Origin of the sequence: Marinitoga sp. 1138 (assembly GCF_013363265.1) — a bacterium.
Lineage (GTDB): Bacteria > Thermotogota > Thermotogae > Petrotogales > Petrotogaceae > Marinitoga > Marinitoga piezophila.
Genome location: NZ_LBFA01000030.1, coordinates 1 through 18,143 on the forward strand (window position 1 = coordinate 1; position 18,143 = coordinate 18,143).

14 protein-coding genes are annotated in these 18,143 nt (G+C 29.1%); 5 read left to right on the top strand and 9 right to left on the bottom strand.

The window, feature by feature from the left end:
- Positions 1-941 (bottom strand): AAA family ATPase (locus XO11_RS09730; protein ID WP_175418547.1); only part of this gene is annotated, 941 nt, incomplete at its 3' end.
- 289 nt (positions 942-1,230) lie between these two features.
- Between XO11_RS09730 and XO11_RS09735 the strand changes: the two genes are divergently transcribed.
- Positions 1,231-3,441, top strand: a complete 2,211-nt coding sequence (locus tag XO11_RS09735; RefSeq protein WP_014297426.1) for an LVIVD repeat-containing protein — start codon at positions 1,231-1,233, stop codon at positions 3,439-3,441.
- A gap of 52 nt (positions 3,442-3,493) precedes the next feature.
- Positions 3,494-4,249 (top strand): hypothetical protein, encoded by a 756-nt coding sequence (locus tag XO11_RS09740; RefSeq protein WP_175418548.1) that lies wholly within the window; start codon positions 3,494-3,496, stop codon positions 4,247-4,249.
- Positions 4,250-4,309: 60 nt separating this feature from the next.
- On the opposite strand, the gene XO11_RS09745 is transcribed toward XO11_RS09740, so the two are convergent.
- On the bottom strand, positions 4,310-5,674 hold the full coding sequence (locus XO11_RS09745; protein WP_254873330.1) for an RNA-binding domain-containing protein: 1,365 nt from the start codon (positions 5,672-5,674) through the stop codon (positions 4,310-4,312).
- Between the two features lie 353 nt (positions 5,675-6,027).
- Between XO11_RS09745 and XO11_RS09755 the strand changes: the two genes are divergently transcribed.
- Both XO11_RS09755 and XO11_RS09760 read left to right on the top strand, forming a co-directional pair.
- Positions 6,028-9,411 carry a hypothetical protein gene (locus tag XO11_RS09755; protein WP_175418550.1) on the top strand — a complete coding sequence of 1,128 codons (3,384 nt, stop codon included), beginning with the start codon at positions 6,028-6,030 and terminating at the stop codon, positions 9,409-9,411.
- A gap of 63 nt (positions 9,412-9,474) precedes the next feature.
- Entirely contained in the window at positions 9,475-10,218 is a 744-nt protein-coding gene (locus XO11_RS09760) for a hypothetical protein (RefSeq protein WP_175418551.1), read from the top strand.
- Positions 10,219-10,378: 160 nt separating this feature from the next.
- Here XO11_RS09760 and XO11_RS09765 read toward each other — a convergent pair whose 3' ends face one another.
- The 5 genes from XO11_RS09765 to XO11_RS09785 all read right to left on the bottom strand — a co-directional run bounded on the left by XO11_RS09765 (position 10,379) and on the right by XO11_RS09785 (position 14,334).
- Complete coding sequence (locus XO11_RS09765) at positions 10,379-11,152, bottom strand: transporter substrate-binding domain-containing protein (protein WP_175418552.1); 774 nt, start codon at positions 11,150-11,152, stop codon at positions 10,379-10,381.
- Positions 11,153-11,354: 202 nt separating this feature from the next.
- A complete protein-coding gene (locus XO11_RS09770; RefSeq protein WP_175418553.1) occupies positions 11,355-12,053 on the bottom strand; it encodes an amino acid ABC transporter ATP-binding protein in 699 nt (232 codons plus the stop codon).
- Complete coding sequence (locus XO11_RS09775; RefSeq protein WP_175418601.1) at positions 12,050-12,775, bottom strand: amino acid ABC transporter permease; 726 nt, start codon at positions 12,773-12,775, stop codon at positions 12,050-12,052. Before XO11_RS09775 ends, XO11_RS09770 begins: the two co-directional genes overlap by 4 nt.
- Before the next feature lie 18 nt (positions 12,776-12,793).
- A complete protein-coding gene (locus XO11_RS09780) occupies positions 12,794-13,570 on the bottom strand; it encodes a transporter substrate-binding domain-containing protein (protein ID WP_175418554.1) in 777 nt (258 codons plus the stop codon).
- Positions 13,571-13,893: 323 nt separating this feature from the next.
- Positions 13,894-14,334, bottom strand: coding sequence for a Fur family transcriptional regulator (locus XO11_RS09785; protein WP_014297436.1), 441 nt, complete (start codon positions 14,332-14,334; stop codon positions 13,894-13,896).
- Between the two features lie 147 nt (positions 14,335-14,481).
- Between XO11_RS09785 and XO11_RS09790 the strand changes: the two genes are divergently transcribed.
- On the top strand, positions 14,482-15,192 hold the full coding sequence (locus XO11_RS09790) for a tetratricopeptide repeat protein (RefSeq protein ID WP_014297437.1): 711 nt from the start codon (positions 14,482-14,484) through the stop codon (positions 15,190-15,192).
- A gap of 23 nt (positions 15,193-15,215) precedes the next feature.
- Here XO11_RS09790 and XO11_RS09795 read toward each other — a convergent pair whose 3' ends face one another.
- Positions 15,216-16,595, bottom strand: a complete 1,380-nt coding sequence (locus XO11_RS09795; RefSeq protein WP_014297438.1) for a Do family serine endopeptidase — start codon at positions 16,593-16,595, stop codon at positions 15,216-15,218.
- 79 nt (positions 16,596-16,674) lie between these two features.
- Entirely contained in the window at positions 16,675-18,141 is a 1,467-nt protein-coding gene (locus XO11_RS09800) for an ATP-binding cassette domain-containing protein (protein WP_014297439.1), read from the bottom strand.
- Between the last annotated feature and the right edge of the window lie 2 nt (positions 18,142-18,143).

The window sequence follows — 18,143 nt, forward strand, 5'->3', positions numbered from 1 at the left end:
TCGCTTAATATATTGTCGTCTATTATTTTTTGTGGAGGTCTTTTCTCTTTTTGATATTTTATTATAAAATAAAATACCATGTCGGGATTATATACTGTTTTTGAAGCATTTTCATTGAATTTATATCCATTGTAATTTTCTTCCATTTCCTTTAATAATTTATCAGAATATATCTCATAATATTCAAGTAATTGAATTACTTCTTCTTTTGTAAATCCCAACATTCTATTGAAATCTTTTTCTATTGTAATATTCATTGTTATATTAAACCCACTGGTTAATGAGTCAAGCATTATTGGACTTACTCCTGTCATGAATATCCTTTTTATTATTGTTTCTGTTCCTTTTTTGATTTCTTCATAGAATTTTCTTACAAATCCATGCTTTGTTATGCTATCTCTAAATAAATCGAGATTAAAACTCAATAACTCATTTGCAAAATGATCGTATTCGTCTATTAATAGGTATATTGGTTTGTTTAAAATATCTTTTGCATCAGTTAAAAACGCTCTTATTATATCTGCTGGTTCGCTATATTCTTCTTTTATTGATAGTTCTAATTTATATCTATTATTAAAATCTACAAGTGAGGCTATTACATTATTTTTAAAGCTCTTTATTAATATGTCTTTATTTTCTGTTTGAATTCCGGAAAAATTCATTTTTAGTATGTAATAATTATTTTTCAATGGAGTTAGATTTTTTCCTATGTATAATTTTCCAAATAAATTTTCAAATTTTTCTTTATTATTTACATCATAATATGCCATTAGTGTATTGATAAAAAGGGTTTTTCCAAATTTCCTCGGTCTTAAAAAAACTATATATTTTTCATTTAAGTTTTCTAATTTTTCTATATATTCTGTTCTGTCTACATAATAATAATTATCTTTTATTAATAATTCAAATTCCTGTTCTCCATATGGTATTTTCTTTTTCATTTCAATCACCTCATATGTAATTAATCCTATTTTCATTTCTTATACAGATATTATACCATATCTATTATAATACATCTGAGTTTTAAATGAAACCTTTCGATTATTGTTGAAACTATTTATCCTTCCTTAAAGCTTCATAAAAACAAAAAGTTTTCTAAATTGCAATATTTAGTTAACGAAAATTCAAAAAAAAAAAAAAAAAAAAAAAAAAAAAAAAAAAAAATAAAAATGATACATTATAGTTGGTAATTTAATATTTTATTAAACAAAAAACAAAGGAGGCAGAGTGATGAAGAAGGCGCTAAAAGTTTTTTTACTTGTGGTAATTGCACTTGCGGTTATTGTTGCAATTCTTCCAGGCGATGATGAAGAAACAACACAATCTTCAATTAGTTCAACAAGCAGTTCTACACAGGAGGAAACATACGATACTTCAAATGATGAACAAACAGATTTGAGTTATGAAGAAGAAAAAGTTGTCTCAAAAAAAGAAGTTTCAGATGATGGTGAAAAATATAAATTAGAGGGCGGATATATGTTTGGTGATTTTGAACTATACTATGATCAACAGGTGTATAGTTTATATAATTTAAAAAGAGATCCGGAAAATCCTGAAATTGTTTCAACAATATATTTTACAGATGAAAAATTAAAAGCTTCTATTGGCGATGGAAGGTATAGTAATTCATATGGAAATATTTCTTATTTTGATGGAAGGTATTTATATACAAGTAAATTTGAAATTATAGATTATAAAGACCCGAAAAATCCAAAACCGGTATATAAATATGGGGATCCTAAGACAAAGGATTCAATAAAAGATATAGCTGTGTATGGAAAATACCTATATGCTGTTTCTGGGGATTATATACCTGAAACAGAGGAATTTGTTTATCAATTTAGAGTTTATGATATATCAAACAAGAAAAATCCAAAATTAATATCTGTGTTAGAAGATAATACTTTAGACATATGGCATCAGGATAGGGGAAATAATTTAATAATTTATGATAAATATTTAATAAGGTTGTATCGAAATAACGAAAATGGTAATAGTGGCTTTTTTGTATATAGTCTTTCAAACCCTAAAAAACCAAAATTATTATATAAAAAGAGGACAGATATTGTTGAGAAGATTATAATACCTGAAAATGATAAATATATGTATGTTGCTGAATATGGAGGGCTATATATATATAAAAACTGGAAAAGCGATAAAATAGAATTATATAAAAGTTTCAAATTTAATGCTACTTCTAAAGATATGGCAAAATTTAAGGATTATTTGTTGATTGCAACTAATAAAGGTATAAGGGTTATAAAAATAGAAGATATAAATAATCCAGGGGCAATTTATGATATGGGATTTGTTTTGGGAGAAATAAAAGATAGTTTTTCTCGAATAGATGTGTATAATAATTATGTATATACAAATGGGAATAGCGGGTTAATGATATTTAAAATTAATGATATCTATAACCCTGAAATAATAAATTTTTGGTCAAATAAAAGAGCTTCTATGATTAAAACTTATAAAAATGATTTTATAATTTTAAAGGAAGGTGTATATATAAACGATACCCATAAAAGAGTTGATATGATAGAAATATACAATATAAAAAATAATAATCATAAATTTTTATATTTAGATAAAAATATTGGAGATTCTATAAAATATTTTGATAAAAATTATATATGGAAATATAATGAGAACTCTAAAAAAATAGAAATTTATGACCTGGATAAAGTCAAAAATTTCATGCCAGAAAAAATTTTTGAATTTGACAATGAAAATATTCCGTTTGACATTAATGTATACGACAATTATGCATATATTAACTATAAAAAAGAATTAGAAATTTATGATATTTCAAATATTGCAAGTCCTGTAAAGGTTGCAGAATATAAACCAGAATTTCCAAGTAAATATAATCAAAGAATAAAAATACTGAAATTTGATAAAAATTATATGTATTTATTTAAATCAAAAAAATCAATTTATGAAGGAGATATTGAAATAATAGATATTTCAGATAAAAGAAATTTTAAAGAAATTTCCGAATTAAATGATAATTTTTATATTGATAATAGAGGAAAGGGATTATATATAAAAATAAATCAAGAAAAAAATATAATGTATATATTATCAAGAGGTGGAATATATATTTATGATATGTCAGATATTTCAAATCCAGAGAAAATAAGAACAATTGAAGATATAAAAAATATTTATGATATGTATATAACAGGAAAATATGCATATATTGCTAATGGAGGAATTATAACTTTAAGATTTGATAATCCAAAATATCCTATAATATTATCAACTCTAAAAATCCCAAGTAACTTTGGTATTGTTGCAGTAAATATAGATGAATCCAAAAAATTGGCATATGGTTTTTCATATAAAGGTATAGTTGTAATAGATATATCCAATCCAGGAAATGAAAAAATAAAATATATAATGCCAAATCGTATTGAAAACATTAGAATATATTGATTTTTAATATTTATTTGAATTTACATAGGTGATTATTTTGGAGGAATATAAAATGAACAATCAATCCCGGGATAATGAATTTTATAAAAACATAGGAGAAAGGGTTTTTGCGGTATATAATCAATATGGTTATAGCGGTGTTGCAAAAAATACAATAAATCTCATACTAATAGATGAAATAGTAAAAAGAAAAGTGGAAAGTGAAGATAAAGAAAAAGTTTTAAGGGCTTATTTGAAAGAAGGAAGAGCTCTTGCGAGTGAGATTTCCAGGCATTTAAAAGTAGATAAAAACACGGCGCAAAACCTTTTAAAGAAATCATATAATATGTGGTATTCAGCTGAAGAAAGCGGAAAAGAAGAGTTGAAAAAAATATTAATTGATAGTTTGAAAAAATCAAAACATAATGTGAAAAGGGTTCTGGAAAGCGGAAAAATAACAATTGTTGTAGATAATAAATTATTGAAGGAGCAACTTGAACAATTGTTCTATGAAAATGGAATATATGCTGATTATTCATTTAATAGGGACTTAATGGTTATCGACTTATATCATTTAACAGTAATCTTTTCTAAAGGTGAAGAAATAAAAATAAAAGATTTTGAAAAAGCTTTGATGAATATAAACTCTGAATTTAAGGAAATATATTCAAAGTTTAAAGCAGAAAAGGTTTTAGAAAAGAAGGAACCAAAAGAATATCTGGAAGATCTTTTAAAATTGGGTGGAAAAAAGATTTTAGGAAAAATTGGAGAAGATGCTGTAGAAAAGGTATATAGCCTAATTCTTGAATATTTCTTTGGTATAAACTAAAAAACAATCCTCCTCTTCCTGAGTTGTTTCTATTATCCAGGAAGAGGAGGATTTTATTTTTTAATGTTGATTTTTTAAGATATAATAACTACCTTTTGTTTTGCCGATTTTTTCTAAAATACCTTTTTTAGTTAAATTCTTAAGAATTTCCTTTGCTCTTGTTGATTTTATATTTAATATATTTTCAGCATTTTTTACATTAATTTTTTTGTTTTTAATTACAAAATCATAAATTATTTCTTCTTGAATTGTTAAATCCGTCGGTTTTCCGCCGGTTTTCCGTCGGTTTTCTGTCGGTTTTCCGTCGGTTTTTCGCTGGTTATTCGCTGGTTTTTCAGCGGTATTTATTTTTGATCTGTAAAAAACAATACTCACAAAATTCCCTGTTTCATTAATTTCAAACTTGATATTTTTTTCTTCGCAAATTTTTTTAACCTTTCCAATTCCACTTCCCCAGGTTTCTACATAATTTAATTCTCTAAAAAGATTAGCCAAAACTTTATTTCTTATTTCACTTCTTCCATTCATTACTTCTTCTAAAGTTAATCCATTTGGAAATCCTCCAGGTGAAACAATTTCCACAATATCATCATAAATAGCTACTTTAATATCACTGTTTCTTAAATAATCTCTATGAATTATTGCGTTTATTAGCACTTCTCTAAGAGCCAAAAGTGGAATTTCAAGCTCTTCCTTTAATTGTAATCCTTCAACTTCTGCATTTAAATTAAGATGGTTCTGTAAAAATTTAATGGTGTTTTCCAGATTATAAAATAAATTTCCATCGAATTCTTTTTTATCTATAAATATTTCTTTTGTGATCCCTTTAAATCTCGCACATTTTATCATTGTATTATCAAATTTTCCAAGAGTTATTAAAAGTGCATTTGTGGGCATATCTTTACCGTTTATATTTTTTATGAGTTTTAAATTTTTTAATTTGTCATAATCACATTTTTTATTTATTTTTTTGAATTCGTTATAAATGATATTTAAATCAATATCTTTGATTTCAAATTCAAAATTTATTTCTTCATCAAAACTTTTATTAAGTCTTTGTCTTTGGAGTTCTGCTATCATATTTTCATCTGCGATTCTGTTTGTTGAGCCAATTCTTATATATGTTCCTTTTAATTTTCCTTTATTTTTAAGATAATATGGCAATAATGAACCGCGAAAAACTTCTATAACCAGAACTACTTTGCCATTAATATTTTGAGCGTAAATTTCTGGTAAAATAGTCGGATAGCATAAATCATTAATGATAGATGAAATTTTTTCTTCATATTCAAAAATTTTGTCTTCTTCAATTCCAACTATTTCTCTGTTATCATTTACTCCAATAATTAATTTTCCGCCACTGGTATTGCTAAATGCAACAACAGTTTTGGCGATAGCTTCGTTTGAAGGAAGCTTTTCTTTCAGTTCAAGTCTCTTATTTTCTTTATTTCATCTAAAAGCATATTGACTCACCCACTGTAATTTTATTTCACTTCCTCAACAAACCTGGTTTCTTTTTCACATATTTTCTTTAAGTTGTTTTCTATCTTATACAAATATTATTATACCATATCTATTATAATACATCTGAATTTCAAATGAAACCTTTCAATTATTGTTGAAACCATGTATCATTCCTGAAAGGAGTATAAAAATAAAAAAGTTTTCTAAATTGTAATATCTAATTAATAAAAATTCCGAAAAAAAATAAATAAGAATGATACATTATATATGATAATTTAATATTTTATTAAACAAAAAACAAAGGAGGCAGAGTGATGAAGAAGATAGCTGTATCTTTAATGTTAGCGCTACTTATGGCACTTACTATGGTATCATGTGTTGAACAACAACCTGTTGTTGAGAACACACCGCCAACAGCGCCAACTAATCCAGATCCTGCAGATGGTGCAAAAGATGTAAGTATAGATAAGCTTTATTTAGAATGGGACGCGTCAACAGATCCGGATGGCGATATTATAAGTTATGACGTTTATTTTGGCGAATCACAGGATTCAATGAAAATAATTGATAAAGATTTAGGTAAAACCTATACATATATGCCTGATCTTAAAAAAAGCAAAACATATTATTGGAAAGTAGTTGCAAAAGATTATAATGACGGAGAAACATCGAGTAAGGTATGGTCATTCAGTACAGAAGAAGGCGTAACTCCATTAACACCGGCAAATCCAACACCATCAGATAAAGCAACAGGTGTTGAAATAAATGTAAGATTCTCATGGTCAGATTGTAAACCAGATAATGTATATACAACTATAAAGTATAAACTGTATCTTGGAACAAGTGCAGATAAACTTGAATTAAAAAAAGACGATATAAATTATAATTATGTATCTCTTGATGATAATCTTGAATTTGAAACAACATATTACTGGCAGATAGAGACAGTTTCAAGTGATGGTATTTCGGTAAAAGGTCCAGTATGGTCATTTACAACAATGAAATATACATCATTGACAAAACCTTCAAATCCAAGTCCAGCAGATGATGCAGTAGATGTTGAATTAACCCCTACTTTATCTTGGACTGAATCAGTTTCTTCATTAGGTGAAACTGTAGAATATGATCTTTACTTTGGAACAGATGAAAATAACCTTGAAAAATATAATACATATTCATTTGAAGATAATTCATATAAAATTTCATCAGAACTTGAATTAAATACAACATATTATTGGAAAGTAGCTGCAAAAACAGATTCAGACGATCCGGTGGAAAGCGATGTGTGGTCATTTACAACAATAAAAACATTATCACCATCAGCACCACAATTAACAGCGCCAAATGACGATGCAACAGGTCAGCCTATAACAGGAATAGAATTCACTTGGAAAGCTTCAACAGATCCTAATGGAGAAACAGTAACATATAACTTCTATCTTGGAACAGCAGAAAATACACTTAAACAGGTTAATGAAAATCCAATTACAGATACAACATATACATTAACAGAAAAACTCGATTATGAAACAACATATTACTGGCAGGTAGAAGCAGTAAATGCAAGTGGAGGAAAAGCAAAGAGTGTTATTAGATCATTCACAACAGCAGCAAATGAACCACCTGCAAAAGTAACAAATCCTGTTCCTTCAGATGGTGCATCAGGAATTAACCCTGAAAACATTACATTGAGCTGGAGCAAATCAACAGATCCAAATAATGAAACTGTTTCATATGAAGTATATTTTGGAGATTCAGAAACAAACCTTGTAAAGAAAACAACAACAACAGAAACATCATATGATTTAAGCGAAACACTTGAAAACAGCACAACATATTACTGGAGAGTAGATGCAGTAGATGAATCAGGAAACACAACAAAAGGTGACGTATGGTCATTTACAACAGCGAAAGAAGCAATTCAAAATGGTTATATGTTTGTATATGGTAACAATATTCTTGCAATATATGATGTAAATACAGATCCAGAACGTCCAGTATTTATATCATCAATAGCTTTATCGCATTATGCAAAGAACTTCTCTTTTGATGGCGTATATCTATATACCGAATATCTTGATATAATAGATCTTAGCGATGTTGAAAATCCGAAATTAATGGAAAAGAAGTATGATGCATACACACCTTTAAATGCTCGAGATATTGTGGTATCAAATGGTTATGCATATATAATAGATTATTATAATGGTTTAATAATAGTGGATATAAGCGATAAACTAAATCCAAAAAAGGTGGGGGAATATGATCCTGGATTTGCTTATGGAGTATATGTAGACGGCAATTACGCATATGTAGCAGCTACGGATAATGGTCTAGTAATAGTGGATATAAGTGATAAAACAAATCCAATAGAGGTTGGGCGGTATGATACTGCTGGTTCTGTTAATAATGTATATATAGATGGAAATTATGCATATATAGCAGATAGTTATAAAGGTCTAGTAATAGTGGATATAAGTAATAAAACAAATCCAATAAAGGTGGCTGCAGTTTCTACAAATGGTTTTGCATATGAAATTATTGGTATAAAAACATATGGAACTCAAAAATATGTTTTTCTTGGAACTTATGGAGGATTACAAGCTGTTGATATAACTGATTTAAACAATGCGTATCTTGTTGATTCGCATTTTGATGATTTTTCAGTATTTCATGGTGTAATCTCAGGCGATTATGCGTATGTAACAGGAAATGGTTATGCTGTAGTTGATATTAGTGATCAATATAACTTTGATAAATCAATTTATGAATATGTTGAAAAAAATGTCTCTTATCCGATGAACAGTGTTCATGTTGATGATTATGATATTATTGCAGCAGGAGAAAGTGGACTTGTTATATACAATGAAACAGCAAAGAAGACATATACTCTTTATCTTGGAGGTTATGTAAGAGAGATATATGTAGATGGGAATTATGCATACGTGGCAGCTGGTGACGAAGGTTTTATAATAGTGGATATAAGCGATAAGACAAATCCAACAAAGATAGGAGGATATGATCCTGGAGATGTTTCTGGAGTATATGTAGATGGGAATTATGCATATATAACGGGGAAAACGTGGTATAGTAAAGATATTGTAATAGTGATGGATATAAGTGATAAAACAACTCCGAAAGAGATTAGCACTTATAGTTTTTTAGGATTGAATAACTCTGCTTTTGATATATATATAAAAGAAAATTATGCTTATATAACATATAATAATTATGGATTTATAATAATGGACATAAGTGATAAGGCAAATCCAATAAAAATAGGAACTTATAATACAAATCATGCCGGTAATATAACTGTAAATGGAGATTATGCATATTTAGCAGATGGTTCTAATGGTCTAGTAATAGTGAATATAAGAGATAAGACAAATCCAACAAAGGTAGGAGCTTATGATACAGGGTATGCATGTAATGTAATTGTAAATGGAGATTATGCATATGTAGGAGATTGTAATAATGGTCTCGTAATTGTTCGTGTTTCAGATGTAACAAATCCTATTAAAATAAGAAATTATGATTATGGTGATGTTTATGGTGTGGAACTTGACGCAACTAATAATGTTGTTTATCTTGGAGGTTCAATGGGATATATGCAAGTAGATGTTTCAACACCAAGTCTTGCAAAGATTAATTGGCAAATGCCAATGTCAGATTTCGGAGCAATTTTGCTCTGGTAATAAATTGAGAAAACAACCTCCCGGCCTCCGCGCCGGGATTTTTAAAATGAGGAGGCAAGTATTATGAAAAAAACACTTTTAACAATTTTTTTAATTATGATTATAAGTGTTTTTTCTGATGGATTTAGTTTTTATGATGAATACGGTTCAAAGTATGAAATGCTTGACTATATTATCTCAATTGATGATTATTTTGATAATGAATATGAATTAAAGGATAAGTATAACCTTTCTACAGAATTACTTGACGAAATGAATGAAAATTTGAAATTATTAATGCTCATACTTTCTGCTCCTATGGAGGATATACATTATGGATTTGATAATGAAAATTTAGATATATCCTTTATTTATGCAGAAGAAAAGGAAAGTACAGTAAGTACAGAAGTAAATTCAAAGGAGTTTTTGAATAATCTATTAAGAGTTTTAAGTTCTCATTATGAGGAAGAAGTTATTGATATTGGGCAATTGGCAGTTGTTAAAAACAGATGTATTATGGATGGAGAAAAGGTTGGAGCAATTATAAGAAATTATGATGAAGCGGAAGAGTATTATTATACAGCGATTTATAAGATGATAAATGAGTATTATCTTCCTATAGATAAACATTTTGAATTAAGTGATAAGGAATATATGAAATATGGAACTTTGATAATTTTGAAGGATACAAAGACAAATGATTTTTATAGTGTAGCCTTGATTATGGATTATGAATATCCAAATTGGAAAAGTCCTGAAAAAATCAAGATTTTGGTAAAGGATTACAAATCGCTCATCAAATTAAATGAAATTTTGAAAAAAGAATAATTTTTGAATTTGAAAAGTTAATAAACAAACAATCCTCCTCTTTCTGAGTTGTTTCTATTATCCAGGAAGAGGAGGTTTTTATTTTTTAATGTTGATTTTTTAAGATATAATAGCTACTTTATTACTTATATAGTGGATATTGATTATTTTAAAGGAGTTATTATTCACTCCAATCATATTCTATCATCCATTTTTGTTTTAATTGTTCCAATGTTCCGTCGGTTTTAATGCATTCTATAAATGTGTTAATCCAGAGTAATAAATCAAGATTTTCTTTTTTTACGGCAATTCCTAAGTTTTCTTTTGTTAAAAGGTTTTTATCCATTTTTATAGCACTGTATTTTTTGACAAGCGTTCCAAAGTATAAATCATCAAATACCATAGCATCAGCTTTTTTGGTGATTATCTGATATGCAGCAGCATCAGCTGTTTCAAAAGTTAAAATTTGAGCTTCAGGGAATACTTTTCTTGCAGTGAATTCTCCTGTTGAGGCAAGTTGAACAGCTATTTTAGCTTTGCTTCCCATTTTTTTAATATCTTCAACAGTTAGATTTTTGTATTTTAAAGAATTATATATTAAAGCCTGTCCTGTTTGATAATATGGAATGGAAAAATTGACTTTTAAAGCCCTTTCTGGGGTTATTGTCATTGCTGCAAGGATAATATCAAATTTATCTGTCATAAGTGCAGGAATTATTCCGTCCCAATTGGTAATTACAAATTTAACCTTTACTCCTAAAGCTTCTGCCATGAGTTTTGCAAGTTCAATATCGTGGCCAACTCTTTCACCTTTTGTGTTTACACCGTAAAATGGAGCATAAGCAGGATCCTGACCAACTAATAATACACCGCGTTTTTGGATTTCTTCGATCTTTCCACCAAATACCACCATACTTAAAATTACAACAACCATCATAACAAATACTTTTTTCATAATATCGCCTCCTATATAATTTTAATTTTTTATAATAAAAAATGGCCACACTTTTTTAAAAAGTGTGGCCTGGTATAATCCTTGAATTGGCATCACAACTCAAGGTGTCAGCTCCAGGCCACACCTTGAATGATGATGATTATAAATATTGTTTATTATATTTGTATTGAAATTAATTGCTATTCGTTCCATTAAAATCACCTCATGCAATTTCATATTTCATTTCTGTTTTAAAAAAAGTTTCAGGATCCATATTTTCAAGGATTTTTCCGTCTTTCATAAATATAATTCTGTTTCCTGCTTTTTTTGCAAAATCTACTTCGTGGGTTACAACTATCATGGTTTTTCCCATTTTTGCCAATTCTACCATTGTTTCTTTTACTTCATATACCAGACTTGGGTCAAGTGCTGATGTGGGTTCATCAAATAATATAATTTCCGGATCCATTGCTAAAACCCTTGCTATTCCTGCACGTTGTTGTTGCCCGCCAGATAATTGTGAAGGAAAATTATATGCTTTATCTTTTAAATGAACTTCTTCCAACACTTTCAAAGCTATATCATAAGCGTCTTTTTTTGTCATTTTTTTTGTTCTTATTAATCCCAATGAGATATTGTCTATAATTTTTAAATGAGGAAATAGGTTGTGCTGTTGAAATACAAAACCTATTTTTTGAACAAGCGTTTTTCTATCGTAATTTAATATATTTTTTTCTTCCAGGGTTATTATTCCATCTTGATAAGGTTCAAGTCCGGCAATACATCTTAATAATGTTGACTTTCCAGAGCCAGAAGGTCCCATAATTACAAGAACTTCGCCTTTTGATACAGTTAAATCCACTCCTTTCAATACTTCTAAATCTCCAAAGCTTTTGACAAGTTTTTTTATTTTTATTATCATGGAATTGCGAACCTCCTTTCAAAATATTTTCCAAGTAGTTGTAATAAGGCTGTGACCGTGAAATAAAATGCGGCTATTGTGATATATGATTCAAAGGAAGCAAACGAGGAGGTGGCAATTTGCCTACCAACCATCGTTAATTCCTGTAAAGCAATTACAGATGCTAAAGAACTGTCTTTTACAAGACTGATAAATTGTCCTGTTAATGCAGGTAATGTTGTTCGAAATGCCTGAGGCAATAATACGTCAATGTATAAGAAGAATGTGTTTAGTCCTATACTTTTTGCTGCTTCTATCTGTCCTTTTGGAACGGCTTCTATACCTCCACGGATTATTTCGGAAATATAGGCACCTTCAAATAATGCGAGAGATACTATTGCTCCAACGTATGCACTTATATCAATTATTGAACCAACGCCATAATAGGTTATTAAGATTATTACAAGTAATGGAATATTTCTAAATATGGTTGTATATGTATTCGCAAAATCTTCTAAGAGTTCAAATTTTGATGTTTTCATTATTCCCACTACTACACCTATTATCAATGCAAAAAAGATTGAGAAAACTGAAATTTTTAAAGTCATATAGAATCCATCAAGATAAAGACTCATATATTTAAAAGGCACCTTGCTCCAATTAAAAGGATAGGTTTTTGCCATCTGGAAATAGAAAAGTGCGAAAATCATTATTATAACAAAATATGCGAATATTTTTTTCATATATCTTCTGTCCAAAGTTTATTCACCCCAATCGTATTCAATCATCCATTTTTGTTTTAATTGATCTAATGTTCCGTCTGTTTTTACGCATTCTATAAATGTGTTTAACCATAATAATAGATCAATATTTTCCTTTTTTACAGCAATTCCTAATTTTTCTTTGTTTAAAAGATTTTCTGTTGTTTTTATAGCAGGATATTTTTTTGATATAGAGCCGTAGTATAATTCATCAAAGACCATAGCATCAGCTTTTTTGGTGATTATTTGATATGCTGCAGCATCAACAGTTTCAAATGTAAGAATTTTAGCTTCCGGGAAAAACTTTCTTGCTGCAAATTCCCCTGTTGTACCGAGCTGGACAGCTATTTTTGCTTTGTTTCCCATTTTCTTAAGATCGTTTTCAGTTAAACCATCGGGATATTTATCGCTATTGTAGAATATAATCTGACCTGTTTCATAATAAGAAGTTGTGAAATTAACCTTTAAAGCCCTTTCAGGTGTTATTGTCATTCCAGCTAAAATGAAATCAAATTTATCTGCTAACAATGCAGGAATAATACCGTCCCAATTAGTAATTACAAATTTTACTTTTACACCTAAAACATCAGCCATCATTTTTGCCAGTTCAACTTCATAACCAATTCTTTCGCCTTTTGTGTTTACACCGTAAAATGGAGCATAAGCAGGATCCTGACCAATTAGTAACACACCGCGTTTTTGAATTTCCTCAATTTTTCCTCCAAATATCACCATACTTAAAATTACAACAACCATCATAACAAATACCTTTTTCATAATCTCTCCCTCCCATATATAAAAATTTAGAATTTTTGATAATAAAAAAGGGCCACACTTTTTAAAGTGTGGCCCTCTGGATTCCTTGAGTTAATACGACAACTCAAGGTGTTAGCCTCAGGCCACACCTTGAGTGATGTCTTAATATTATTGAATTTATATTTAATGTATTTATTAAATTCATCATGTTAATATCCTCCTTCAGAATTTTTTTTGTAAGTATAACATAATTTTTCCTGTTTGTCAACACTAAGATAATAGTAATTAAAATGAAATATAAATTTCTTAAATAAAATAAGGCTCCAATGGGAGCCTTAATAATATTATTCATCTGTATTTTCTTCTTTTGCAAGACATTCTTTACAAATGCCTTTAATGTACAATTGTTGATCAAGGATTTTGTTTTCTTTTTCCAAATTGGAGTCAATTTTAATTTCGTGGATATCAAAATCAAAAATTTTACCACATTTAATACATTTAAAATGACCATGAAGATGTGTGTTAATATCATATCTAACTTCATTTTCATCAATTGTGATAGCAGAGACAATCCCTTTGCTCTGGAAAAGTTTTAATGTGTTATAAACGGTTGTTTTTGATAATGTTGGGATTTTCACAACAAGTTCTTTGTAAATAGTGTCAACATTGGGGTGTATATGATTTTCCATTAAGAATTTATAAACCTGAATTCTCTGTAATGAAGGGGATATTTTGTGGCTTCTTAACACTTCACTGATATATTCAATTTTTTCCTGTTCACTCATAAAACCACTTCCTTTTTTGATTTTTATTTTGTTTTTATTTCAATATTAATTTTATACCATTTTCGTTAAAAAATCAAGTCCTGTCATCAAAACTTAAAATTTATGATATAATTGTATTAATAAAATATTTTGAAAAGGAGGGGGACTATGAAGAGAGCTACTTTTATTTTACTACTACTTTTTCTTTTTTCAAGCCTTTTTGGTAAAAGTTTTACAGAATATTATACTGATTTTAAAAATGCAAATAGTTTGCATGATGTAGAGAAGATAAAAATATTAATTGATGAATTAAGCAAAGAAACATCTGATGCATCTGTTTTAGCAGTTTACTGTAATGCTTTAACAGAATATGCCAATTGGGGTGTGAAAGAGGAAGAAAAGGAAAAAATTTATTCTCAGGCTGTTGAAGTTGGTAAAAAGGCAGTAGAAATTGATCCTGATAATGGTTATGCGCATTATGTTTTAGGAGCAGCTATTGGAAGGTTGGCACAGTTTAAAGGAATAGTTCAAAGTTTATTTATGCTTGGGGATTTTGATAAACATATTTCAAAAGCTATTGAACTTGATCCATCTCTATATACAGCATATATTGCAATGGGAATGAGATATAGAGATGTTCCATGGCCAATGAATAATTATAAAAAGTCGGAATATTATTTGAAAAAGGCTGCTGAAATAGAACCAGGATATGTAAATGCCTATTATGAATTAGGTGTATTGTATAAGGTATGGAAGAAATATGACAGGGCAAGAGAAATGTTTGAAAAGGTTATTGAAATGCCATTACATCCTGATTGGATTGAACAGGGAAAACAGGCAAAAATAGATGCTAAAAAAGAATTGGATTCTTTAAAATAAGAAGGGGCAGAACGCCCCTTTTATTATTTGCCCATATATTTGAAGTATATTGATCTTCTATATCCATCTCTATATAAGATGAACCCAATATAATCGCCTTTTTTGATTTTTGCTGCATATTTCTGGAAGTCTTTTACTGATTTTAATTTTATACCTTTTCCGTTTATATAAAGTTCCATGATAATATCGCCTTTTTTGATATTGATATATTGAGCTTCTGAGTTGTCTGCTACATCTTCAACCATTACACCGTACATTTCTTTTGGAAGGTTTAATTCATTTATATCTTCTGGTGTTAAGTCTCTTACTTTTATACCGAGATAGTATTTATCTGTTGTCTTTGCAAATTCTTCTCTTTCAGCAAGTATTACCTCATATTCAATTTCTCTACCTTTTCTGTTTACAACAACTTTGATATGTTCTCCAGCTGGATATGTTTTTACAATATATACCAATTCATCAGCACTGTCAATTTCTTTGTTGTCGATTTTTAAGATAACATCTCCTGGTTTTATACCAGCCTTTTCAGCAGGTGAGTCCTTTACAACATCGCTAACAAAAGCACCTTTTGTTGTATTTAATCCAAATGTTTTGGCAAGTGATTCTGTTACGTCCTGAACATATACGCCTAAATATGCTTTTGAAACTTTACCATTGTTAATTAAAGCTTCAGCGAATCTTTTTGCAAAATTAATTGGGATTGCAAAACCAAGGTTTTGTCCTTCCTGTGGATTAACTATAGCTGTATTAATACCAATTACCTGTGCGTGAATATTTAATAATGGTCCGCCACTATTTCCAGGATTTATTGCTGCGTCTGTCTGGATTAAATCAGCATATGCGCCCTGTCCATCTGGTTTAGGCAATTTTCTATGAACAGCACTTACAACGCCTAAGGTTACTGTATGTTTAAATCCTAAAGGATTACCAATTGCTATTGCCCATTCGCCAATTTGAATATTATCTGAATCACCCAATTCAATTACAGGAAGCTTATCATTTGTTTTTACCTGTAATACTGCGATATCAAGGTCTTTGTCTCCACCAACATATTTTGCTTTGTATTTTTTCCCTTCAAGTGTTGTAATTGTGATTTCGTCAGCATCTTCTACAACATGAAAATTTGTTAATATATATCCTCTTTTGTCAAAGATAAAACCTGTTCCCAAAGCTTTAAATTCTCTATCCTGTGTCCATGGTGTTTCTCCAAAGAATCTTTTATAAAAATCTTCAAAGAAAGGGTCTATTGAAGCCTTTTTATGCCCAACTGCCTCAATATTAACCACTGCAGGTGCAGCCTCATTAACAACTTTTACTACTGGTGAAACATAATCTGGATTAACAAATGCAAAAGTTGATACTGTTAGAACTACCATCATCAATGCCATTACTAATTTCTTCATCACTACCACCTCCTGTTGCAATCATTACCATAATTATTTTTGCGCAGTTTCCTTAAAAAAAACTTAGAATCAGATTAAGTTACGCTAACAAAATTTTGTTGATTTCATAAAGAATGTGATGATTTTCCTCGGAATTTCTTTTATAACTTTCTCTGAATTCGAATTTTTTGTGTATTTTTATGGGTTTTTCTTTTAAGATATATACAATTTCACCTAAAACAGAAACCTCAAATGGATCATGGGTAACCATTACTATGGTATATAATCTTTCTTTTTGTATATTTAATAATTCATTCATTACTTTGTATTTTGTTGAAATATCAAGTGAAGAAAATGCCTCGTCCATTAATATAATATCCGGTTCATATACTATAGCGCGTAATATGTTTATTCGTTTTTTCATCCCTCCAGATAATTCATCGGGATACATTAACAATACATCTTTTGATAGATTTAGAAATTCCAGCAGTTTTTCCAGCTCTTCTGTGTCGATTTTTTCATTTACCAACTCAAGGTTTTCATATACTGTAAGCCATGGAATTAGACGATCGTCCTGAAATATATATCCAATTTTTCCTTTTTTTATAATAACTCCTTTATCGGGTTTTAAAAGTTCCGCTATGAGATTCAAAATAGTTGTTTTTCCAATTCCTGATTCACCAAGCATTATGTTTATTTTGTTATGATAGAAAGTAATGTTGAATCCCTGCAATATGACGTTGCCATCAAACTGTTTGTTCAAATCTTCTATGATAATATTTTGTAAATTTCTTTCTTTTTTTATGTTAATAGAATTCTTAATATGAGGTATTTTCCCTCTATCTTTACGTTTAAGATGAGAGAGATTTTTAAGTAGTTTTTCTGAAGATAATCCTAAAATAGCGAGTAATACAGAATAGGCAAAGACACCTTCTGTATCGAGGGCTATTTTACTGAAAGAAAGACCAACACCTATGCCTCTTTCACCAGCTAAAAATTCACCAATAACAACAGCTTTCCAGAGGTTTCCCGAAATAAGGTTTAACGTGGATTTTAGAAAAGGAACGAGAGATGGAATGTAGATTTTTGTAAGTATTTTTTTGTCTGGAATTTCAAAAACTTTTGCCATTTCGAGCAATTTTTTGTCTGTAGATTTTATGCCTTCTGATATGTTTAAAACTACAATAGGGAAGACTACCATAAATGAAACGAAAACAGGTGTGTAAAATCCTATTCCAAACCATAACATGGCTATGGCAATATATGAAACAACAGGAGAGCTTTGGATAATCATTAACGTTGGTCGAAAGATTTTAAAGAATTTTTCACTTAAACCAGATAATATTCCAAATGGAATGCCTATTATTGTTGAGATTATAAATCCAAGGATAATTTTTGAAATTGTACTGAATAAGTCAATATAAAAATCTTTTGTTTTGAAAAAAGATAATAATCTTAAAAAGACATTATGAGGATATGGAACGAGTAATTCATTATGCAAATAATATGCAGCCATGTGCCAGACAAGATAAATAATTAAGAATCCTAAAATAGAATATTTTTTCATTA

Bases quoted from the DNA above. Each gene is read 5' to 3' on its own strand.
- XO11_RS09735 (WP_014297426.1), top strand. From the start codon at position 1,231: ATGAAGAAGGCGCTAAAAGTTTTTTTACTTGTGGTAATTGCACTTGCG.
- XO11_RS09740 (WP_175418548.1), top strand. From the start codon at position 3,494: ATGAACAATCAATCCCGGGATAATGAATTTTATAAAAACATAGGAGAA.
- XO11_RS09755 (WP_175418550.1), top strand. From the start codon at position 6,028: ATGAAGAAGATAGCTGTATCTTTAATGTTAGCGCTACTTATGGCACTT.
- XO11_RS09760 (WP_175418551.1), top strand. From the start codon at position 9,475: ATGAAAAAAACACTTTTAACAATTTTTTTAATTATGATTATAAGTGTT.
- XO11_RS09765 (WP_175418552.1), bottom strand. From the start codon at position 11,152: ATGAAAAAAGTATTTGTTATGATGGTTGTTGTAATTTTAAGTATGGTG.
- XO11_RS09770 (WP_175418553.1), bottom strand. From the start codon at position 12,053: ATGATAATAAAAATAAAAAAACTTGTCAAAAGCTTTGGAGATTTAGAA.
- XO11_RS09775 (WP_175418601.1), bottom strand. From the start codon at position 12,775: ATGAAAAAAATATTCGCATATTTTGTTATAATAATGATTTTCGCACTT.
- XO11_RS09780 (WP_175418554.1), bottom strand. From the start codon at position 13,570: ATGAAAAAGGTATTTGTTATGATGGTTGTTGTAATTTTAAGTATGGTG.
- XO11_RS09785 (WP_014297436.1), bottom strand. From the start codon at position 14,334: ATGAGTGAACAGGAAAAAATTGAATATATCAGTGAAGTGTTAAGAAGC.
- XO11_RS09790 (WP_014297437.1), top strand. From the start codon at position 14,482: ATGAAGAGAGCTACTTTTATTTTACTACTACTTTTTCTTTTTTCAAGC.
- XO11_RS09795 (WP_014297438.1), bottom strand. From the start codon at position 16,595: ATGAAGAAATTAGTAATGGCATTGATGATGGTAGTTCTAACAGTATCA.
- XO11_RS09800 (WP_014297439.1), bottom strand. From the start codon at position 18,141: ATGAAAAAATATTCTATTTTAGGATTCTTAATTATTTATCTTGTCTGG.